Origin of the sequence: Commensalibacter melissae (genome assembly GCF_003691365.1) — a bacterium.
GTDB lineage: Bacteria > Pseudomonadota > Alphaproteobacteria > Acetobacterales > Acetobacteraceae > Commensalibacter > Commensalibacter melissae.
Map to the genome: position 1 here is coordinate 852,211 of NZ_CP033087.1, position 22,645 is coordinate 874,855.

General features: G+C 38.9%; 22 protein-coding genes. 20 read left to right on the forward strand and 2 right to left on the reverse strand.

Annotated elements, in window-relative coordinates; all coding sequences use genetic code 11:
• Positions 1-29 precede the first annotated feature (29 nt).
• The 3 genes from D9V35_RS03895 to D9V35_RS03905 all read left to right on the forward strand — a co-directional run bounded on the left by D9V35_RS03895 (position 30) and on the right by D9V35_RS03905 (position 3,947).
• The gene (locus D9V35_RS03895) at positions 30-494 is read left to right on the forward strand and encodes a (2Fe-2S)-binding protein (protein ID WP_122123449.1); all 465 of its coding nucleotides are present in this window, start codon (positions 30-32) and stop codon (positions 492-494) included.
• Positions 484-2,649 carry a xanthine dehydrogenase family protein molybdopterin-binding subunit gene (locus D9V35_RS03900; protein ID WP_122123450.1) on the forward strand — a complete coding sequence of 722 codons (2,166 nt, stop codon included), beginning with the start codon at positions 484-486 and terminating at the stop codon, positions 2,647-2,649. The genes D9V35_RS03895 and D9V35_RS03900 overlap by 11 nt, the downstream gene beginning before the upstream one ends.
• A 125-nt stretch (positions 2,650-2,774) precedes the next feature.
• Positions 2,775-3,947: a c-type cytochrome gene (locus D9V35_RS03905; RefSeq protein WP_162988570.1), complete on the forward strand. Its 1,173-nt coding sequence runs from the start codon at positions 2,775-2,777 to the stop codon at positions 3,945-3,947.
• Positions 3,948-3,965: 18 nt separating this feature from the next.
• On the opposite strand, the gene lpxB is transcribed toward D9V35_RS03905, so the two are convergent.
• Both lpxB and hisI read right to left on the reverse strand, forming a co-directional pair.
• Complete coding sequence (lpxB, locus tag D9V35_RS03910) at positions 3,966-5,135, reverse strand: lipid-A-disaccharide synthase (RefSeq protein ID WP_122123452.1); 1,170 nt, start codon at positions 5,133-5,135, stop codon at positions 3,966-3,968.
• Positions 5,135-5,542 (reverse strand): phosphoribosyl-AMP cyclohydrolase, encoded by a 408-nt coding sequence (gene hisI, locus D9V35_RS03915; protein WP_122123453.1) that lies wholly within the window; start codon positions 5,540-5,542, stop codon positions 5,135-5,137. The genes lpxB and hisI overlap by 1 nt, the downstream gene beginning before the upstream one ends.
• Before the next feature lie 171 nt (positions 5,543-5,713).
• Here hisI and D9V35_RS03920 point away from each other — a divergent pair, with 171 nt between their 5' ends.
• The 17 genes from D9V35_RS03920 to leuB all read left to right on the forward strand — a co-directional run bounded on the left by D9V35_RS03920 (position 5,714) and on the right by leuB (position 22,541).
• Positions 5,714-6,652, forward strand: a complete 939-nt coding sequence (locus tag D9V35_RS03920; protein ID WP_122123454.1) for a glycosyltransferase family 9 protein — start codon at positions 5,714-5,716, stop codon at positions 6,650-6,652.
• 29 nt (positions 6,653-6,681) lie between these two features.
• A complete protein-coding gene (locus tag D9V35_RS03925) occupies positions 6,682-7,722 on the forward strand; it encodes a glycosyltransferase (protein WP_122123455.1) in 1,041 nt (346 codons plus the stop codon).
• Positions 7,722-9,500 (forward strand): asparagine synthase (glutamine-hydrolyzing), encoded by a 1,779-nt coding sequence (asnB, locus tag D9V35_RS03930; RefSeq protein WP_122123456.1) that lies wholly within the window; start codon positions 7,722-7,724, stop codon positions 9,498-9,500. The genes D9V35_RS03925 and asnB overlap by 1 nt, the downstream gene beginning before the upstream one ends.
• Before the next feature lie 15 nt (positions 9,501-9,515).
• Positions 9,516-10,835 (forward strand): dihydroorotase, encoded by a 1,320-nt coding sequence (locus tag D9V35_RS03935; RefSeq protein ID WP_122123457.1) that lies wholly within the window; start codon positions 9,516-9,518, stop codon positions 10,833-10,835.
• 42 nt (positions 10,836-10,877) lie between these two features.
• The gene (locus tag D9V35_RS03940) at positions 10,878-11,255 is read left to right on the forward strand and encodes a hypothetical protein (protein WP_122123458.1); all 378 of its coding nucleotides are present in this window, start codon (positions 10,878-10,880) and stop codon (positions 11,253-11,255) included.
• Positions 11,256-11,306: 51 nt separating this feature from the next.
• Positions 11,307-11,990 carry a DUF2659 family protein gene (locus tag D9V35_RS03945; RefSeq protein WP_122123459.1) on the forward strand — a complete coding sequence of 228 codons (684 nt, stop codon included), beginning with the start codon at positions 11,307-11,309 and terminating at the stop codon, positions 11,988-11,990.
• A 2-nt stretch (positions 11,991-11,992) separates the two neighbouring features.
• Positions 11,993-13,369: an outer membrane protein assembly factor BamB family protein gene (locus D9V35_RS03950; protein WP_122123460.1), complete on the forward strand. Its 1,377-nt coding sequence runs from the start codon at positions 11,993-11,995 to the stop codon at positions 13,367-13,369.
• Positions 13,370-13,381: 12 nt separating this feature from the next.
• Positions 13,382-14,764: a ribosome biogenesis GTPase Der gene (gene der, locus D9V35_RS03955; protein ID WP_205910325.1), complete on the forward strand. Its 1,383-nt coding sequence runs from the start codon at positions 13,382-13,384 to the stop codon at positions 14,762-14,764.
• Positions 14,765-14,909: 145 nt separating this feature from the next.
• A complete protein-coding gene (locus D9V35_RS03960; protein WP_110438901.1) occupies positions 14,910-15,461 on the forward strand; it encodes a Spy/CpxP family protein refolding chaperone in 552 nt (183 codons plus the stop codon).
• Between the two features lie 197 nt (positions 15,462-15,658).
• Complete coding sequence (gene ffh, locus D9V35_RS03965; RefSeq protein ID WP_122123462.1) at positions 15,659-17,047, forward strand: signal recognition particle protein; 1,389 nt, start codon at positions 15,659-15,661, stop codon at positions 17,045-17,047.
• 40 nt (positions 17,048-17,087) lie between these two features.
• Positions 17,088-17,447, forward strand: coding sequence for a 30S ribosomal protein S16 (gene rpsP / locus D9V35_RS03970; RefSeq protein ID WP_122123463.1), 360 nt, complete (start codon positions 17,088-17,090; stop codon positions 17,445-17,447).
• Positions 17,448-17,478: 31 nt separating this feature from the next.
• Positions 17,479-18,036 (forward strand): ribosome maturation factor RimM, encoded by a 558-nt coding sequence (gene rimM / locus D9V35_RS03975; RefSeq protein ID WP_122123464.1) that lies wholly within the window; start codon positions 17,479-17,481, stop codon positions 18,034-18,036.
• Positions 18,020-18,733, forward strand: a complete 714-nt coding sequence (gene trmD / locus D9V35_RS03980) for a tRNA (guanosine(37)-N1)-methyltransferase TrmD (RefSeq protein WP_122123465.1) — start codon at positions 18,020-18,022, stop codon at positions 18,731-18,733. The genes rimM and trmD overlap by 17 nt, the downstream gene beginning before the upstream one ends.
• Before the next feature lie 28 nt (positions 18,734-18,761).
• Positions 18,762-19,148, forward strand: coding sequence for a 50S ribosomal protein L19 (rplS, locus tag D9V35_RS03985; protein ID WP_122123466.1), 387 nt, complete (start codon positions 18,762-18,764; stop codon positions 19,146-19,148).
• Between the two features lie 127 nt (positions 19,149-19,275).
• Complete coding sequence (gene leuC, locus D9V35_RS03990) at positions 19,276-20,679, forward strand: 3-isopropylmalate dehydratase large subunit (RefSeq protein WP_122123467.1); 1,404 nt, start codon at positions 19,276-19,278, stop codon at positions 20,677-20,679.
• On the forward strand, positions 20,679-21,314 hold the full coding sequence (gene leuD / locus D9V35_RS03995) for a 3-isopropylmalate dehydratase small subunit (protein WP_122123468.1): 636 nt from the start codon (positions 20,679-20,681) through the stop codon (positions 21,312-21,314). Before leuC ends, leuD begins: the two co-directional genes overlap by 1 nt.
• Positions 21,315-21,431: 117 nt before the next feature.
• A complete protein-coding gene (leuB, locus tag D9V35_RS04000; protein WP_122123469.1) occupies positions 21,432-22,541 on the forward strand; it encodes a 3-isopropylmalate dehydrogenase in 1,110 nt (369 codons plus the stop codon).
• Positions 22,542-22,645: the final 104 nt, after the last annotated feature.

Consider the following 22,645-nt stretch of genomic DNA (forward strand, 5'->3'; position numbering starts at 1 on the left):
TAAAAATAGAACAGCAATCAGAACCAGATATGATTTCCATCACAGTTAATAAAAAGAAAATAGAACTGGATGTTCCATTAGATATGCCATTAATTTGGGTTTTGCGGGATATTGTTGGATTAACGGGTACGAAATATGGATGTGGTATTGGTTTATGCGGATCATGCACCGTTCATCTAGATGGTAAAGCTGTAAGATCTTGCTCCATTCCTGTTGGTGATATCGGGAATAGGGAGATAGTTACTATCGAGGGGGTTGGGGAAGACTCAATATTTCAAAAATTATTGGCGGCCTGGAAAGAGACGGAACCAACGCAGTGTGGTTATTGTCAACCTGGTCAGATCATGACGGCTTTAGCCTTGTTAAAAGAAAATGATAAACCTGATAAAAACGAGATTATAGAAGCTATGACAGGTCATATCTGTCGATGTGGAACATATCAACGTATTTATAAAGCTATTCAAATTGCTGCAGGTATAATGGATGAAGCATAAAAAAATTTCCCGTCGTGTTTTTTTGGGAAAAACGGGTGCTTTGCTTTTTGGGTTCATGTTACCTGTAGGGGGCAAAGCACAAAATGATCAGTTAGAGAAAGATTCAGATTTTTCCGAGCGAAAAAACAAAAAACAACAATATTTAAATGCTTTCATAAAAATAAAAGCAAATAATGAAATCACTTTTTTCATACCCGATATTGAAATAGGGCAAGGGATTTTAACGGCTGCCTCAATGATTTTGGCCGAGGAATTGGATGTTGATTTAAAATCGGTTTCAATTGAAACCAAAATGATTGAAAATGAACAAATAAAAAATATGAAACCAAATGAGGATTTAAATCTGACCTATGGTTCAGGTTCTGTTGCAAAAGATTGGTTCCCTCTCAGACAGGGTGCGGCCGAATTACGAATGATGCTTTTACAAACAGCAGCTGCGGAATTGAATACAGATAAAAGACGATGTCATACTGAAAATGGATATGTTATTTGCCCTGATAATCAAACATTCTCGTACGGAATGTTAATTTCAAAAATTATGACACTTGATATTCCAGAATCTGTTCAATTTAAAAATAGATTAGATTATAAAATTATTGGCAAACCACAACCAAGGATTGATACGGATAAAAAAATTAAAGGTCAATCTGTTTATGGTATGGATATTAAACTTTCCGGGATGAAAACGGGTTATATTATCAGCTCCCCGATCGAAGGGGATCAAATCCATCAAATTGATGATAGACAGGCCAAAAATGTTCCTGGAATTCAGGATATTTTAAAAAATGAAAAGTCAATATGTATTATTGCTGATAATTGTTGGCGTGCCCTGAAAGCGGCTGAATGTCTCGTGGTAAAATGGCAGGGTGATGAAAATATTCAACTGAATACATCAATGATTTATGAGAATTTAAAAAAGGGTATATCAAAACCTTCCACTATGCTTTTTCATAATAAAAATGCTTCAGTATCAGTTGAAATGGAAAATGAAAAAAAACTGTTTCAATGGGATTTTTTTCAGCCTATGCTTTTGCATGCGGCATTGGAACCTATAAATTGCACAATATATTTTCATGACATTCAATGTGAGTTATGGATAGGTTCTCAAGCTCCATCAATGTTAAAGGAGCATATTGCTGAAAAATTTCATCTTTGTAAAGAAAATGTAATTCTTCATTATAATGAAATTGGCGGTAGTTTTGGTCGTAGATTGGACCAAAAATACATTCTTGATGCAGCTGAATTCGCACGACAGGTTTCATATCCGGTAAATTTTATATGGTCAAGGGAAGCCGACTTTCAAAATGATGCGTTACGTCCCCCATATTATGACCAGTTAAAGATAGGCGTAAATAACAAATTGGCGATTACCTCTGTTCATCATAAAATGATGACTTTTATTGACGATACAGACAAGAGGAATCCATCCAGTCCGAATTACCTTTTGGGGTTGGATACAATGCCTTATCATATTCATGACTATAAGTTTGAATATTCTGTATGTGACGCCCCGAAATTGAATTTCGGATCTGGACAGGGTAGAGAGGCAACTCGTAATGTTTTTGTATTGGAAAACATGATTAACAATCTGGCATTATATACACGTATGGATCCGATCGAATACCGTAAAACTTTGGGTCTTGATGATCGTGCAAAAGCAGTTGTTGATTTGTTATTGCAAAATGTCGAATGGAATAAATCTCAATCTGGAGACATTCGGCAAGGTTTCGCCATGGCACATGTATTTGGCAGTTATATCGCTCTAATTATAGAAGCTGAAATTACAACCAGTTCAGTCATTCTTATACATCGTGCTGATGTGGCGGTTGATTGTGGTTTGATTGTAAATCCAGAACAAGTTTGTGCGCAAATTGAGGGTTCAGTTGTTTTTGGATTAAGTGACGCCTTGTATGGTGAAGTGCAAATAGAAAACGGACAAATTAAACAGCGGAATTATAATCAATATCGAGTATTGAGAATGAATGATATGCCTAATATCAAGGTTCATATGGTTAACAGTAATGAATCGCCGTCAGGGGTAGGTGAATTGGGAACAATAGTGGCAGCACCAGCACTGAGCCATGCCTTGGGATTGATTCAGGGTAAATTTTTTCATTCATTGCCTTTGGCGAAGCAGGTATTTCAGCATAAATAAGAATTTTCATGATTAAATTCATCAATTCCTTAATTTTTTTTAAGAAAAATTATCGTTTATTCATAATTTTATGTATCAATTTTTCCAGCTCATCATTTGGCATATTGATCGGTCAGGCAACTGATGTGAAGAAGGACCAAATGGATAAAGGAGAGTATCTTTTTCACGCATCAGGTTGTGAAAGTTGTCATACAGCTGATCATGGACCAAGACTGGCAGGGGGAAAACCTTTTTATATATCCAAACAGGGAACTGTTTATTCTTCAAATATTACCTCAGATGTGAAAACAGGAATTCAGCGTTATACAGATGATGAATTTATAAGTGCATTACAAAAAGGAATTGGTCATAAAGGAAAATATTTGTATCCCATAATGCCCTATACTGCCTATCGTGCCATGAGTCGTGATGAAATATTGGCAATCAGACGTTATCTTGAAAAACAACCTGCAATTGAAAATAAAGTTCCTGATAAAGAAATGGCTTTTCCCTACAATATGCGGTGGGCCATTCGTTTTTGGCAGATCATAAATTATACAGGCAAGCATTTCGAGTATAACAATCAGAAATCACAATCATGGAACCGGGGAAAATATTTGACTGAAGGACCAGGTCATTGTTCATATTGTCATACTCCTGAAAATTGGTCCAATGGTCGCTTTGTTGTAAAAGATTATGCAGGGGGCGGTCATAAGGGATGGACAGCATATAATATCACCGCTGATGAGGATACGGGAATTGGTTCATGGAGTGACACTGATTTGGAAAAATATTTATCCCGGGGATATGTTTCAGGTCATGGAGCTGCATCCGGTCCCATGGCAGATGTTATAAATACGCAACTATCTTATTTAACACCCCAAGACATTCATGTAATTGTAATTTATCTACGTTCTTTACGTCCCATGGAAAAGCAACAAGGGGCAGCCAAGATATCTGTTGAAGAATTGGAGGTTACTGAACAAAGTCATAGTCATGGAAGCCATCTTTATTCTTCTGTTTGTTCAAATTGCCATCTGGAAAATGGTCAAGGAAGACAAGGGGAATATGAAAGCCTTTGGGGTTCGAGAACAGCAACGATAACGGGTGGAAATAATCTTGTTAAGGTTATTTTAGAAGGATCCACCCTCAAAGATCCTAAGCTGGGTAATTATATGATGCCTTCTTTCAAGGATGTTTTCAATGATCAGGATATTGCAGATATTGCCAATTATGTTATTTCCCATTTCGGGGGAAGAAACGGGCATGTAACCGCTGAACAGGTTAGAAAAGAAAGGGCACTGTTAAATAAAGAATAAATAGTGTAAATTAAAATATTATTCATTTTTATTCATTAATTCTAATATCTCTTTAGCTGCTTCATAAGAGGGTGGTTGATGATGTGGTGCTTTTAAAGCGTTTAGAATTTGAATAAAAGCTTCTTTTTGTTTTTGAACCATATTTTTATCATCTAAAAATTCGATAACCTTCTCAGCCAATTTTACGGGATTACAGTTTTCTTGCAAGAGTTCAGGTACAACCTCTTTTTGGGCTAGAAGATTAACCATTGCTACAAAAGGAACCTGAATCATGTGTCTGGCAATCATTGCCGTGATGGGATGAACCCTATAGGTTACGATCATGGGTATATGGGCCAATGCAAGTTCCAAGGTTGTGGTTCCGGATTTTGTCAGGGCGATTTGTGCTGCTGCATAGGCATTATATTTATCCTTTTTTTCATGAATAACCAGTGGTTTTACAGGCCAGTCTTCAATGATTCTTTCAACATAATGTCTGGCGAGCGGAGAGGTGGGTAACACGGCAATGAGTTCTGGTTTTGTTTGTTTTAATAAAATTAAAGTTTTTTTGAATACGGGCATAAGCTTCGGCAATTCTGACCGACGACTGCCAGGCATTAAAAGTAAAATCGGTTGAAGTGGATCTATATGATGTTCAGAGCGAAAATCATCGGCATTTGCATGATGCATTTCTGTCTCGATAATGGGATTGCCAACAAATTGGGCTTTAATTCCATGTTTTAAAAAAAAATTTTCTTCGAAAGGAAAGAGGCAAAGAAGTTTTTCCCATAGTCCCGGAAATTTTTTTACTCTATTTTCATGCCATGCCCAAACCTGGGGCGCAACATAATGAACTCTGGGAATTGATAAAGATTGGACTTTTTTTAATAATCGTAAAGAAAAACCGGGACTATCAATTGTTACAATGATATCAGGATGAATTGTTTCAATATGTTTGACAGCTTGGTTAAGGCGTTTTGACAAGGTCCATATTTTGGGAAGGACTTCAACCAATCCCATCACGGCAAGATCCTGCATGGGAAAAAGGATTTTCATTTCCTGTTCTTGCATTCTTGGCCCCCCAACACCTAAAAACTGCAGATCGGGGTTAAAATGACGCAAAGCTTTAATTAGTTTTGCTCCCAATTCATCACCACTGGTTTCACCAGCCAAGATCCATATTATTGGCGGATTTTCTGATTTGTTCATTATTTATGTTTATTTTGATATAATTTTTCAGGATTAATCAGGGGACGGCTTATTTCATTGATAGATCCGTTTTGCCACGCATTATAGAAGCAACTTTTACGACCGGTATGGCATGCCACGCCTTTCTGATCGACAAAAAGCAGCAGTGTGTCGCCATCACAATCAAAAAGGAAATTCACCAATTTTTGTGTCTGACCTGAAGTCTCACCTTTATGCCATAATTTTTTACGGCTGCGAGAATAATAACAGACCTGACCAGTGGAAATAGTTTCAATAATTGCTTCCTGATTCATCCATGCCATCATTAAAACTTCCTTACTATCATATTGTTGGGCAATAGCTGGAACCAAACCATCCTGATTGAATTTTATCTTGGCCAATAATTCATTGAAATTGGAACTGTGCATTATAATTTTTTTTCGTTGTTAAAACCATATTGTTAGAATACAGTTTGTTCATTGAGAATATCCATCTTAATTATCATTTAATTAATTAAATAATAAATAGTTTAGAACTAAACTGTTTTAAATTGCCAACTTATATATTATTTAATTTGGATTGAAAGAATAAGGGTTTGCATGACGGTATCTTCAATCAGGAAAATTCTGTTTATCACCTCTACCCGATTGGGAGACGCCGTAATTTCAACCGGAATACTTGATTATTTGTTACAAACCTATCCACAAGCAAAGTTTACAATTGCTTGCGGACCAGTGGCTGCTGGTCTTTTCGATGCAATGCCAAGGCGTGACAAGACATTGGTAATGAATAAATACCGTTTTGATTTTCATTGGTTATTATTATGGTCACAATGTGTGATGCAATCCTGGGATTTGGTGATTGACCTTCGTGGTTCAGGAATAGGCTATTTTTTAAGAACAAAAAAAAAATGCATTGTACATGGTGGAAGGATTAAGGAACATCGCGTTCATTATTTGGCCAGGTCATTATCATTGCCCTATACACCTTTACCAGTAGTATGGATTGATGAAAAAAATAAAAAAACGGCTGCAGAAAAATTGCCTGCCGATCATTATATTGCCTTGGCACCAACCGCAAATTGGATTGGCAAGATTTGGCCAATCGAACGGTTTATTCAAGTGGCAAAAAAACTTTTAGTTTTTAATAAGGATTATGAATTCGTTCTTTTTTATGGGCCAGGAAGTCAAGAATTTAATCTTGTGGATCCATTGAAAAGGAGCAGTTTGCCAGTTATAGATAGTGGTGGTCAAAATACTTTAACAGAAGTTGCCGCTTTATTATCACGTTGTAAAGGTTTTATAGGTAATGATTCAGGTTTGATGCATTTGGCCGCCGCTTGTCAAATTCCTGTACTTGGTTTGTTTGGACCAAGTAAATTGTCAGAATATGAGCCAGCCGGGAATTATGCCCAAGGATTGTCAGCGTCAGGTGGAAATGGAATGGCAAATATGGAAAACCTAACTGTTGATGAAGTTTATAATGCTTTTCAGAATCTTTTGGAAACCTATAATAAACAAGATAGACAAAATGATTAAAATGTAATTTAGGAATAAGTTTTGTAAATATGAGCAATCCATCAAATTTCCGTATTGCACACATTATGGCGGGAGCGGTTAATGGTGGGGCAGAATTGTTTTTCGAGCGATTATGTATTGCCCAGCATCTTCAAAAATTGTCTGTATTACCTATTATACGGAAAAATTCCGATCGTAAACGGAAATTTACCGAAGTTGGTTTATTCTCCCATGAATTACGATTCGGTGGGTTGTTGGATCTTTCAACGAAGTATGAACTAAAAAGAATTCTAAAGGATTTTTCACCAAGAGTAGCGGTGGCTTGGATGAATAGGGCGGCCTCTTTTATGCCAAGGGGTGATTGGATAAACGTGGGACGTTTAGGCGGGTTTTATGATTTAAAATATTACAGGCAATGTGATCATCTGGTTGGTAATACCAAAGGAATTGTAGAATGGATCAAAAACCAAGGATGGCCGGAAAATTGTGTTCATCATGTTCCCAATTTTGCAAGAACATTTCCCGATGCATGTGCAAGGCGTCCCTCTTATATTCCCAATAACGCACCGTTTTTACTGGCGTTGGGTAGACTGCATGTTAATAAAGGATTTGATATCCTTATAAAGGCGATGCCTAATCTTGCAAATACCCATTTGCTTATAGCTGGGGAAGGTGAGGAGCGTCAGAAGCTTGAAAATTTGGCAAGATTCTTAAAGGTTCAAGATCGTGTCCATATGCCGGGTTGGATTGGGGATATATCAGGTATTATCCAGGCTTGCGATATTCTGGTTTGCTCCTCTCGTCATGAACCTTTGGGTAATATAGTTCTAGAAGGTTTTTCCGCAACTAAACCGGTAGTCGCGTTGGCTGCGCAAGGACCTGTTGAATTGATAGACAATGGGAAAAATGGTCTCCTAACCCCTCTGGAAGATGAAACAGCCTTATCAAAGGCTATCGCGTCCTTGACAAATGATGCGGCATTATCTCAAAGAATTGCAATTGCAGGACGTCAAAAATTCGAAAGGGAATTTAGTCAGGCGACTGTTTTACAAAAATGGTATGAATTTTTAACGAGAATTGAGAAAATCTGATGTGCGGAATAGCAGGAATTGCCTTGAAAGATGGCCACAGCATTTCTGAACATCAAAAAAAGATCTTATTGGAGGCTTTGCATCACCGGGGTCCTGATGGAAACGGATCATGGGAAAATAGTCATGTTGTTTTGTTGCATTCGCGTCTTTCCATTATTGATATAGAAGGGGGAAAACAACCTCTATCCAATGACAGTCAACAAGTTTTGATTGCAAATGGTGAAATATATAACAGTCCCGAATTACGCCATCTTTTTAAGAATTATATTTTTAAAACGGGAAGCGATTGTGAGGTAATCCTTCCCTTATGGCAGAAATTTCATGCCGATTATGTGAATTCCCTACGTGGCATGTATGGAGTTGCCATGGTTGACATAGACGAAAAAACGCTTGTTTTGAGCCGTGATCCCTTTGGTATAAAACCTTTATACTATGCTAGTGTAGAACAGGGTGTTGTATTTGCTTCTGAAGCGCAAGCAATTATCAAGGCAGGTTTTGTTAGGCATGATGATATAAATCAGTCTGCAGTCGATACATTGTTGCAATTGCAATTCATACCGGGCTATAAAACAATCTATAATAATATTTATCGGATTTTACCTGGTGAAACCCTGATAATCCGAAATGGTGAAATTATTCATCGGCAAACACAGTCTTGTTTTCCAAAAACAAGGTCTATGATTACAGATGAGAAAAAAGCTTTAAATCAGCTTGATAGTCTTTTGGAAGATTCGATTCGTATTCATGAACGTTCTGATGTGCCATTCGGACTTTTTCTATCAAGTGGTATCGATAGCTCAATTATATTGAAAATGATGCAGCGTCTGGGACGAATTAATCGTCTTCATGCCTGGACAGCCCGTTTTGAGATAAATAATGATTCTGGCTATGTTAAGGATGAAGCATTGCAGGCGGCATTATTGGCAAAGGAAATAGGTATTCAACATCATTGCGTCACCATAAATCAGCAGGATGTTTTCAGACATTTACCTAAAATTATTGCATGTATGGATGATCCTGTTGCCGATTATGCAATTATCCCAACATGGTTTCTTGCAAATGAGGCCAGATCCATAGTTAAGGTTATTTTATCTGGTGAGGGTGGTGATGAATTATTTGCAGGTTATGGACGATATCGTAAAGCGGCAAAATCTGTTTGGCTAGGCGGTAAAAGACTTTATCGCAAGGGTATTTTTGAACGAGACAATTTTTTCCTTCATTCCGTTTCCAGCGAATGGCAAGATTATTTCAGATTACAATATAAATTGCAGGATAAAAATGATTCACGCCTGAAAATTGCTCAAAAAATTGATATGAATGATTGGTTACCCAATGATCTTTTAATCAAGCTTGATCGTTGTCTCATGGCTCATTCTATTGAGGGAAGAGTCCCATTTCTGGATAAAAAAATTGCAGCATTCGCCTTCAATCTTGAAGATCATTTGAAAATAAGAAATGGCCAAGGGAAATGGATATTACGCAAATGGCTTGAGTGGCAATTTCCACTAGCACAACCTTTTGTCAAAAAATCTGGATTTAGTGTTCCAATTGGTTTGTGGATCGAACAGCACGCCAATGAATTGGCCCAGGCGGTTTTTTGTCAGACAGATATTGGTAACAAAATTTCCTTATCAAATGTGAGATCTTTATTTGAAAAGGCATCTGGACGCAAGGAACGATTTATGGCTTGGAATATTCTATTTTATGCAATATGGCATCAGGTGCATATTGTTGGGAAAAATCCGCTGGGAAATGTTTTAGAAGTTTTAATGGATTGATAAAGGATTTTGCTTGTGCATTACGATCTGATAATTAAAAATGGTAATTGTGTTTTATCATGGGGACAATATGAAACCGGTATTGGTGTAATCAAAGGGCGTATTCAATCCCTGTCTGTTCAATCAAGTGATGCTGCCGAAAAGATTATTGATGCGAAGGGTCTTTATGTTCTTCCAGGTTTGATGGATTGTCATGTGCATTTTCGCGAACCGGGAAATGATATGGTTGAAACAATTGAAACCGGGACAAGAGCGGCAGCGATGGGTGGATTGACCACTGTTTTTGATATGCCCAATACAAATCCTCCCACAGCGGATAAGGAAATGATCATATGGAAACAAGAAAGGGCAAGGGAGACAAGCTGGGTTAATTTTGGATTTTACGTTGGTGCCACAAGGGAAAATACGCAAAAACTATCCAATCTCGAAACGATGAGAGGGGTGTGTGGTATCAAGGTTTACGCCGGCTCTTCAACCGGTTCCTTAATGGTGGAAGATGATGAAAGTCTTGAAAATATCATGCGGTATGGTCATCGTCGAGTATGTTATCATGCCGAGGATGAATATCGTTTACAGACTAGGAAAAAGTTATTTTGTGAGGGTATGCCTTACGAAAATCATCGTTTGTGGCGTGATGAGGAATGTGCATTTCTTGGAACACGACGTATCATAAAATTAGCCCGTAAAACAGGTCGACCCGCGCATATCTTGCATACAACGACACAGGAAGAACTTGAATGGTTGGTTGATTATAAAGATATCGCAACCGTTGAAGTGCTAGGAAATCATCTAACCCAAATCGCACCGGAATGTTATGAACGGTTAGGAGGTTTGGCGGTAATGAATCCTCCTATCCGTGATAAAAGACACTATGATGCGTGCTGGAGAGCGATTGAGAATGGTGTGGTTGATATCGTTTCCTCGGATCATGCGCCCCATGATCCAGAAGCCAAGGCAAAACCATGGCTATGCTGTCCATCAGGAATGCTGGGTGTACAGACTCTCGTGCCACTCATGTTGAATCATGTAAATGAGGGACGATTATCGCTTGGTCGTTTGGTCGATTTAATGGCATCTAATCCGGCAAGAATATATGGCATGCCTACAAAAGGACGAATTCAGGTCGGATATGATGCGGATTTCACCCTGGTTGATATGAAAACTAATCGTCGTATCACCAATGACTGGATTGTTTCACCGGCAGGTTGGACACCTTATGATCAAATGGAAGTGAAAGGATGGCCTGTTGCAACAATCGTAAAAGGTAAAATCGTGATGCAGGATAATGAAATTTGTGGGAAACCTGACGGAGATTTGGTAGATTTTCTACCATGAGTCTGCATCATATCTAACTTTATCATCGAAAGGAAATATCCGATGAAAAAATTCATTTTGACCGCTATGATTGGATTTTCTCCAATACCCGGCGTGGCTGCTTTTGCACAGGATTGGACTGCATCCTGTGGCAATGAACCCAAGTCACCAGTGATAAACGTAAGCAATGTTACCAAATACAATGCCAGTGTTGAGCAGTTTAATAATTATAACAAGGCTGTTCATGTGTATTATGCATGTATTTCAAAACAGGCGCATGCAAAACAGGTTGCCATTAGCCAAAAAGCTAAAAATGAAATGGAATCGATCCAAAAAGTTAGCGCTGAAATGAATGCTAGAATTACTGCCAATCTTACTAAAATGCGTGCCACGATTGTCGATGGAAGTAAAAAATTAAAAAGTGCAACAGGTGGAAAATAAAAAAAACTGCCAAATTCAAGTCATAATAAACGCACAAAGGAGAAACTGTAAGTGTCAGAAGACCTGTTTAAAGAAATAGATGAAGAATTACGGACAGAAAAACTGCATTATTTCATGAGACGTTATGCTAAATTGGCAATAGTTGTTATTATTGCTGTTCTGGCCGTATTTGGTCTTTTACAGTTTAATCATTGGCAAAAGCATAAGAAAATTGTAAATGCATCAAATTCTTATATGCAGGTCATGCAAAAAACAGCACAGTTATCTCCTCAATCCAAAGATGATAAGATGGTTGACCAGATCATTGGTGAATTTAACCATATATCCAATCATTCTCCCCAATCTATACGGGCATTGGCACAATTAAAACAAGCATCATTACTACTGGATCAGGGAAAGCTTAAAGAGGCATCCGCAATTTGGGAAGCTTTAAGATTTGATAAAACTGCATCGCCTGATTTTCGTAATCTGGCTAATTTATTGTGGATTGAAAACCATCTTGATAATGTAGATCCAGGTGAATTACATAATCGTATCAGAGAATTGTTGGATCACAAGACTCCCTGGTATGCTTTGGCACGAGAGTGTGAGGCGATTTTGGATCTTAAAACTGGTAAAGTTATAGAGGCGAAACAGGTTTTTGGACGTTTATCTACGGATATGAATGCCAGTCCAGAACTACGGAAAAGGGCAAATGTGATGTTGCAGGTTATTGCAGCGAATAAAAGGGTTTAACGATGCAAGATATTCTACCTATAAAAAAGAAATTTTCACGTCGATCGATTCTTGCGACAACCGCAACTGGAATGGCCTTGGCAGCTTGCGGGCATAAGGATAATAAACCTGTTATTATTGGTAAACGAATAGACGTTTTTAGTACTGGTGCCGGACTGATGGTCGATCATAGTGACAAAACTTCAATCACTATTCCATCACCAGTTATTGACGAGAAATGGATGCTTGAGGGAAGAACGGCTGACCATGCCTCAATTCACAGTGCGGTGGGTGGCGTGCGTAGAATGTGGAGTTGCAGTATCGGATCAGGAAATTCCGAACCAAGCCCTTTATCCTATATTGCGCTGGGATCAAAAGGCCAGGGCATCATCAATACAACTCCGGTTATAGATGGCAATCATTTTTTCACAATGGATGCTGTGGGTAAGGTAACTGCGTTTGATTGGCAATCACGTAAGTTGCTATGGCGGCTAAATCCCAAAAAGAAAAAGTCAAGATCAAGTAATTTGGGAGGTGGTATTGGATTAACCGAGGATGCTTTATATATTGTGGATGGCGTGGCCGAAACTTTGAGGGTGGATCGAGAAACAGGAAAGGTTGTATGGCGTGTGGATGTTGGTACACCTGGTCGTTCCGCACCAACAATTGTAAACCAGTTATTGTTTTTTGGCACAATTGATGGACGGTTATTTTGTTTGGATACAAAAACGGGAAATCAGTTATGGTCCTATAGTACAGGCAGTGTTCAAACAAAATTATTTGGTCAACCAGCACCAGCCTATTCAGAAGGCATTCTTGTCGCAGGCTTTGGATCAGGAGATTTGATTGCGTTGCGGGCAAATACCGGGGAGCAGATTTGGACTGATACGCTGGGTCGAAATGGTCGTAATGCTTTTGTGGATTTTGCGGCAATCAGTGCGCTTCCTGTAATTGCTGATGGTACGGTATATGCTATAAGTATCGGTTCAATCTTGGTGGCACTGGATTTAAGGTCTGGTCGACGTATTTGGGAACGTGAAGTTTCAGGTCAAAATTCAATGGTTGTTATTGGCGATTGGTTATTTGTTCTTTCCCTTGATCAGCAACTGGCTTGTCTCGACCGTGTAACGGGTCGGGTTCGTTGGGTCACTCAACTGAGACGTTTCAAGAATATGGAAAAATATAAAGATCCCATTGCTTGGTATGGTCCTGTATTGGCAGGCGGACAACTTATCTGTATCAGTGATTTTAACGATATTGGACTGGTAACCTTCAGTCCGGCATCAGGTAAAATAACCAATATTGTTAAAACAGGTATAACTCCCGCTCTAGCTCCGGTGGTTGTAAATGAGCGTTTGCTGATCCTGGGGCAAGATGGTAAATTAACTGCTTTTGGTTAGGAAATAAAATACGTGACATTGGCTAAACACAAATTGCCTGTTATTGTGATCGCGGGTCGTCCTAATGTCGGTAAATCGACATTATTCAATCGGCTGGCGGGAAGACGCTTTGCGATTGTAAGCGATCAGCCGGGGGTGACACGAGATCGGAAATCAGTTGACATTCTTCTAAACGATCGCCCCGTTACTTTAATTGATACGGCTGGATGGGAAGAGGATGATCCCGAAACTGTTCATGGTCGTATGCGTATATCCTCCGAACGGGCGGTTGATATGGCAGATGTGATTCTTTTTTGTGTTGATGCCAGAATGGGTATAACACCTGTTGATGAACATTTTGCTCAATGGTTGAGAAAACAGGGGCGTAAAATTCTTTTGGTTGTGAATAAGGCCGAAGGTCATTCCGGAAATGTAGCCGCCTTGGAAATGTATAAATTTGGTTTGGGGGAACCCATTCCTGTTTCTGCAGAGCATGGTGAAGGTATCATGGATCTTGTAGACCGGATTGAGGCGGTGCTTCCAATTGAACAGTTCCAGGATAATTCGGCATTAAATATATCATTGGAAAACTCTGAAGATAAACCATTGAGATTGGCAATTGTGGGACGTCCCAATGCCGGCAAATCAACTTTGATCAATCAATTGATAGGGGAGCAGCGTGTAATTACCGGGCCGGAAGCTGGATTAACGCGGGATTCAATTTCAGTATCCTTTCATGATGAAAAAGGGGAAATTGAATTGGTTGATACCGCCGGATTGAGGAGAAAAGCCAGAATTGATGAGACACTTGAAAAAATGTCTGTCTCTGCCAGTATTGAAGCCCTTAAAATGGCCGAAGTGGTTGTTTTGGTTATTGATGCTGAATTGGGCATTCATGAACAGGATTTACAAATTGCCCGTCTAATTGAAAGAGAAGGACGCTGTTGCGTTATTGCGCTTAATAAGTGGGATATTTTAAAGGATAGGGTGGCTACCCGCCAGACTATAAGAGATAGAATTGAGATGTCGCTTTCACAAATGCATGGCATTCCTATCATTGCTTTTTCAGCTCTTACAGGTCGAGGGGTTCATAAATTAATACCCGCGGTTCGAAAAGCCTATGATGTTTGGAACAAACGTATTCCGACAGGGGAATTGAACCGTTGGTTTGAAGAGGCTATTTTGAGGCATGCCCCTCCCATGATTGATGGACGCAGATTAAAATTACGTTACATCACGCAAGCCAAGGCCCGACCACCAACCTTCATATTATTTGGAACTAGAACTTCAAAACTTCCCCTGGATTATCAGAGATATTTGATGAACGGTTTGCGTGAAATTTTTGATATGCCTGGAACGCCAATCCGTTTACAATTCAGAGATAGCAAGAATCCATATATTCATGAAAAACAATGAAACTTAAAAAACACATTTTTAAAATTATTTTGTCATAAATATAAAAAATCTTCATACTTTTGCCTAAAATTTTGATAAAATTGAACTAAGTGATAAAAGAGTCCAAACCTTTTATTGCTTTTCAATAAAGAAAGGATGGCTTTTTATGTTTAATAAGAAAATGTTAACCTCTTTGGTTGTTGCCGGCGGTCTAAGCCTTGGCAGTATGGTATCTGCAATGGCGCAACCTGTTGGAATGGCACCTCCACCTCCACCCCCCGGTGGCATATTTGGACCTGCGGTTGGTCCTTTGGGATACATGTTCGAAAATCTTAATCTTAGCGCCGAACAACAGGCAAAAGCCAAGGTAATCGTCGATAGTGCTCGATTAAAGGAAGAAACCACTCGTCAGCAAGTTGAGGCTGTACATAGAGATATGGCAAATGCTTTATTGGCACCTGGTAAAGTAACAAAAGGAAATCTTGATCCATTTGTGGATAAATTGGAAAAACTTCACAGAGAAACTGCTGAAAATCATACCAAGACATTGCTTGCTCTTCGTAACATTTTGACGCCAGACCAGTTGGTTCAGTTAAAAGCGCGTATTATCAAGATGAAGGATATTCATGGTCAAATGCAGTTATTGCGTGGACAGATGCGTCAAACAGCAACAAATGGAACCGCAGCACCAATGGTTGCGCCTAACCAAGCTCAATAATAATCAATAATTAGCTGAAGCTTTTTATAAGAAGCATGGTGACAGATAGAATTGAACAACATGCTTCTTATTAAACAATTATTCAATTGACAACCAATTAAAAATCAGGTTAATTCTATTTCCTAGATTAAGAAACGTTACCTCACGAAGGCTCGTGCAGTAACGCGTTATTTATTGTGTAAATGTAAGGAAAAAACGTGTTTAACCGTTTATCTGGTAAACTTTCTGGCGTATTTGACGGACTTTCGAAACGGGGGGCATTGTCTCAGGAAGACGTTAATGAGGCCATGCGTGAGATCCGTTTGGCAATGCTTGATGCCGACGTTGCTTTGCCTGTCGTCAAGGAATTTGTTAAAAAGGTTCAGGAAAAATCTGTTGGTCAGGAAGTCTTGCACAATATTTCACCTGGTCAGGCAATTGCCAAAATTGTAAATGATGCATTGATTGATGCATTGGGTGGATCAGGTGCTGTACCTCTTGCATTGAATGCTGCGCCACCTATTCCTTATTTGATGGTGGGTTTGCAAGGATCTGGTAAAACCACGACTTCGGCAAAGATTGCATATTTCCTAAATCGTCGTGAACGCAAGAAAATATTGCTTGCCAGTTTGGATACCTATCGTCCTGCCGCCCAATTGCAATTGCAGCAATTGGCCAATCAGATACGCATAACTGCATTACCAATTATCGAGGGACAAAATCCATTGCAAATTGCCAAGCGGGCCATGGAGATCGGTCGTTTAGAGGGATATGATATTGTTATCCTGGATACAGCTGGACGTTTGGCGATTGATGATGTTTTGATGCAGGAGGTTCAAAATATCAGAGATGCGGTTCAGCCTGTTGAAACCCTTCTTGTCGTTGATGCTATGACAGGGCAAGATGCGGTTAACACAGCCAAGCATTTCAATGAGAAAGTTGGGATTACGGGTGTTGTTATGACCCGTATGGATGGGGATGCACGAGGTGGTGCCGCATTATCAATGCGGGCAATTACTGGTGCCCCAATCAAGCTGGTTGGTATGGGTGAAAAGGTTGATGCGTTACAGGAATTCTATCCCGAACGTGTCGCCAGCCGTATTCTGGGATTGGGAGATATAGCGGGGCTGGTTGAAAAAGCTTCTGAAACTCTCGATACAGAGGAAAATGAACGTCTTGCCAAGAAGATGCTCAAGGGAAAATTTGATTTGAATGATTATTCGACTCAAATTTCACAGATAAATAAAATGGGATCAATTTCCAACATTATGGACATGATCCCAGGTATGGGAAAAGTTAAAGAAAAACTTGGCAATAAAGAGATAGACACCTCGATTCTTAAACGTCATCAGGCCATTATTTCATCAATGACTAAGGCCGAACGTAAAAAGCCTGATATTATTAAGGCATCTCGTAAAAAAAGGATTGCGGCAGGATCGGGGACAACAGTTCAGGAAGTCAATCGGTTGTTAAAACAATATGATCAGATGGCTTCCATGATGAAGCGGTTTAACAAGCTGGGCGTTAAAGGTTTAATGCGACAGGGGTTATCTGCTCTTTTACCTAAAGGAATGACGCCTCCACCTGGTGGTGGGATGATGCGTTAGTTTCTTTCATTAATGGCTAGAATCTGGAGAAAAAGAATCAATGAGCCTTAAAATCCGTTTATCCCGTTCAGGGTCAAAAAAACGTCCATACTATCACATAGTTATTGCTGATAGCCGTTCACCTCGGGATGGACGTTTTATTGAAAAAGTGGGTTCTTATAACCCCATGCTTCCTTCCGATCATGCTGAAAGAGTTCGTTTGTTTAATGAACGGATTAGTTATTGGTTGACAAAAGGGGCACAGGCAACCGATCGTGTTGCACGTTTTTTGGCAAATGCTGGTTTGGCGGAAAAATTTGTCTATAACGAACAGCCTCAGAAGTCTGCGCCGAAGAAAAAGGCCCAGGAACGTGCTGAAGCCGCAGCTAAGAAAAAAGAAGAAGCTGAAGCTAAGGCTTAATTGTTGATTATTGAATAAGGTTGCCCCTTTGATGAAAAAACAGTTGGTTCATGTTGCAACGATCGGGAAACCCCATGGCGTTAACGGGCTGGTAAGGGTTTATTCGTATCTGGAAAAGGCAACAGATCTACAAAATTACAAGGAACTGATTGATAATCATGGGGAGCGCTGGTCTTTAATCTGGAAAAATGAACCAATTGCCATCCTTTATGATGGAAATAAAAATCCTGTTGATTCCAGAACAAATGCCGAACATCTGACAAACCGTAAGTTATACGTAACAAGAGATTCTTTTTCAGATTTGGAAGAAGAGGAATTCTATTTGGTAGATTTAATTGGTTTGCAGGCTCGTGTTCAGAAAATCAATCAGCAAAAGGATGCGTTTGGTATCATTGATCATGTCCATGATTATGGTGCGGGTACCAGTCTTGAAATCAAACTGGATTCCAAAGAAATCATTATTGTTCCTTTTACAAAGCAATGTGTACCGGTAATTGATCTTGAAGCGGGATGGGTAAAAATCTGTTTACCTCATTTTATTGAGGTTTTACCTAATGAAGGTAATAAGGGAAATGTGCTGGCAGATTGAATTGTTGACTTTATTTCCTGAGATGTTTCCCGGCTTTTTGGAATTTTCCCTGGCGGGCAAAGCATTAAAAGAGGAAAAATGGACTTTGAAAACGCATGATTTGCGTCAGTTTGGTCATGGCAAACATAAGGCTGTTGATGATACGCCGTTTGGTGGTGGGGCAGGAATGGTTATTCGAGTGGATATACTTGATGCTGCCTTACAGGCTACTTTACCGCAGGATGATCGTCCAGTTGTTTATTTTTCGCCGCGAGGACGTGTATTGCAACAAAAAGATATTCTGCGGTTTGTATCAGGAAGTGGTTTATATTGTATTTGTGGTCGCTATGAGGGGATTGATAATCGGATATTTCAAAAATATTCAATAGAGGAAATTTCTATTGGAGACTACATTCTTTCTGGTGGTGAGCCTGCCGCACTTGTTTTAATGGACGCCTGCATACGTCTGTTACCTGGTGTTATGGGATCTGATGCCAGTGGGGAAGAAGAAAGTTTTTCTAAAGGTCTTTTGGAATATCCGCATTATACGAAACCTGCCAAGTGGCAGGGATATGACGTGCCCGAGATTTTACTTTCAGGACATCATGGGGCAATTGCTGCATGGCGTCAAGAACAGGCTGAAATGGTGACCAGAATGCGCAGACCAGATTTGTGGGACAGTTACCAGCGTAACAGTAACCTTAAAAATAATGATTGAATTTATATATTGTTAAAGGAAAAGATTGATGGATATTATTCAAAAATATGAGGTTGACGAAATTGCTCGTTTAACAGCAGATCGTGCCATTCCTGAATTTTTCCCTGGGGATACAATACGAGTTGATGTTCGTGTTGTTGAAGGGGAGCGTAAACGTGTTCAGGCTTATGAGGGTGTCGTAATTGCACGTTCAAATAAGGGACTAAATAGTAATTTTACCGTTCGTAAAATTTCAAATGGTGAAGGAGTGGAACGTGTGTTTCCTCTTTATTCTCCAACAATTTCTGCAATTACGGTTGTCCGTCATGGTCATGTTCGTCGCGCAAAACTATATTATTTGCGTGGTCGTAGCGGTAAGTCAGCCCGAATTGCAGAACGTAATCGCGATGTTAATAAAAAAACAGAATCTGTTTAACAGGTTGAACTGATTTTTTATTTTATATTCTGATAATTTATAAAAATTATCAGAATAAATCATTTTAGTTTCTTGATATTTTGGATATATAAACTTATTGAATATAAAATTTTAAAAGGATAAAAAAATGAAAGCTCGTACTTTGTTTGATAAGTTGTGGGATAGTCACGTGGTAAAACAACTTCCAAATGGTACGGCACTCCTTTATATTGACCGTCACTTAATTCATGAGGTTACTAGCCCGCAGGCATTTGAAGGGTTACGGTTGGCTGGACGTAAAATTCACAGTCCGGAAGCGATGATGGCAGTTATTGATCACAATGTTCCCACAACAGATCGGGATAAACCGATGGAGGAAGGAGAAAGTCGTCATCAGATAGAAGTTTTAGAGAAAAATGTTAGGGAATTCGGTGTTCCATTCATTCCATTAAACTCTGCCCGTCAGGGGATCGTCCATGTTGTTGGACCCGAGGAAGGGATAACATTACCAGGTATGACTATTGTTTGCGGTGACAGTCATACTTCTACCCATGGTGCATTTGGTTCGCTTGCTTTTGGTATCGGAACTTCGGAAGTTGAACATGTGATGGCAACCCAAACCTTGCTACAGAAACCAGCCAAGAATTTTAAGATTAATATCGAAGGTAAATTAAAACCAGGTGTAAGTGCGAAAGATATTATTCTTGCTGTTATAGGAAGAATTGGTACAGCTGGTGGAACAGAACATGTAATAGAATTTACTGGTTCAGCGGTCAGAAATCTTGATATGGCGGGGCGGATGACCTTGTGCAACATGGCTATTGAAGCTGGTGCCAGAGCCGGGATCATAGCACCTGATGAAGTTACTTTTGAATATATTAAGGGGCGTTCATTTGCACCAAAAGGGAAAAATTTTGATGACGCTGTAGCTTACTGGAAAAGTTTGGCTTCTGATGATGGGGCGCATTATGATAAAGTTGTAGATATAGACGTTAATAATCTTGATCCTATGGTAACATGGGGAACAAGTCCAGAAGATGTGATATCTATTAAAGATAAAGTGCCAGATCCAGAAAAATTGAAGGATGAATCTCAACGTAAAAGAAAAAAACGTATGTTGAACTATATGGATCTGAAAGTTGGTCAACCGATTGCCGGTACAAAAATTGATGCTGTTTTTATAGGTTCTTGTACAAATAGTCGTATAGAAGATTTTCGGGCTGCGGCATATATTCTTAAAGGGCATAAAATTGCAGATCATGTCTGGGCATTGGCTGTACCAGGGTCTGGATTAATTAAGAAACAAGCTGAATCCGAAGGATTGGATAAAATATTCAAAGAGGCAGGTTTTGAATGGCGTGAAGCTGGTTGTTCCATGTGTTTGGCAATGAATCCAGATCGTTTGGAACCAGGACAAAGGTGTGCTTCCACTTCTAACCGTAATTTTGAAGGTCGTCAAGGTCCTGGCAGTAGAACACATTTAGTATCTCCAGCCATGGCTGCCGCTGCTGCAATCAAAGGTGAATTAACGGATGTAAGGGATATGATATAATGGAAAAATTTGACAGTTTGACAGCAATTGCGGCTCCATTACCTGAAGAAAATATTGATACTGATAAAATAATACCGGCTCGTTTTCTCAAAACGACCAAAAGAAGTGGTTTGGGTAAATTCGCTTTTTATTCTTGGCGTTATGATGATAATGGAAATGAACGAAAAGATTTTATACTTAATCGTGATCCATATCGTCAGGCGAAAATTTTAATCAGTTATGAAAATTTTGGTTGTGGTTCGTCCAGGGAACATGCGCCATGGGCTTTGCTTGATTTTGGAATACGATGTGTAATTGCACCTTCCTTTGCGGATATTTTTTTTAATAATGCATTTAAAAACGGAATATTGCCGATAAAGGTGCCTAGGGAAATTTGTGAACAATTGGTTGAGGATACCAAAATGGGAGCAAATGCTCGTATAACGATTGATTTGGTACATCAAGAAATTATACGACCTGATGGTGAAAAAATTAAATTTGAAATTGACCCATTACGCCGTCAATTGCTTTTGGAAGGTTTGGATGATATTGGTCAAACCATGCAACATGTTGAATCAATTAGAAATTTTGAAAACAACAGAAAGGAAAAGCAACCCTGGTTTCCTAAGATAATAATTGATGAACATAATATATAATTAATTCTATTCATAAATGGTTCATTTATTTAACTGAGCCATTTTTCATATGTAATTAATTTCAAAAATAGGCATTAGTCTTTAGATTGAATTATTTTTATTATTGCGAGAATTTTTATGACAAAAGAAAAAAAAATTTTGGTATTGCCAGGGGACGGGATTGGTCCAGAAATCATGGAACAGGCTGTAAAAGTACTTGAATGGGCAGATAAAAACTCGACGTTATCTTTCAAGCTTGAATATGAAGTGGTTGGAGGTGCATCCATAGATCAAAATGGAATACCATTAACTCAAAAGGTTATTGAAAAAGCAAAAAAAGCTGATGCGGTTCTTTTTGGAGCTGTTGGTGGACCGAAATGGAATAATATTGATTTTAATAATCGACCTGAATTAGGGATTATTGGTTTACGTAAAGAACTTGGTTTATTTGCCAATTTACGTTCAGCGATTGTTTTTGATTCTCTGATTGAGGCCAGTTCAGTTAAACCTGAGATTATTAAGGGTTTGGATTTAATGATTGTTCGCGAAAGCACAGGAGGCGTTTATTTTGGTTCTCCCAGAGGAATTGAAACATTACCTGATGGAACTCGTAAGGGAATCAATACAGAAGTTTATACAAGTAAAGAAATCGAAAGAATTGCCCGTGTAGCTTTTGAGTTGGCTCGTCAACGTCAAAATCATGTTTGTTCTGTTGATAAATGTAATGTGATGGAAAGCGGTCTTTTATGGAAGGAAGTGGTGACAGATGTTCACCAAAAAGAGTATCCAGATGTCAATTTATCTCATATGTTAGCAGATAATTGTGCAATGCAATTGGTCCGTCAACCCTCACAATTTGATGTTATTCTGACCAGCAATCTTTTTGGGGATATTTTGTCAGATTTGGCTGCAATGCTGACGGGAAGTTTGGGTATGTTGCCTTCAGCTACACTGGGGGAGAAACAGTCAAATGGGGTTATTCCAGCATTGTATGAACCAATTCATGGCAGTGCTCCAGACATAGCTGGACAAGGAAAAGCCAACCCCTTGGCACAAATTCTTTCTTTGGCGATGATGTTGAAATATTCATTTAATGAACAACAAAATTCACGGAAAATCGTAAATGCATGTAAATTGGTTTTAAACCAAAATTATCGTACACCGGATATTATGAGTATGGGAAAAAAAGAGGTAAACACGCAAGAGATGGGAAAACTTATTTTTGATCATTTAAATGGAAAAAATTAAAAATATTGAATATAAAGTTTTTAACATAACTTTTGAAAAATTATTATTCATTGGATGAATAAGATCAATTACAACGATATGTAAGGTTATATTCAGCATAGGAA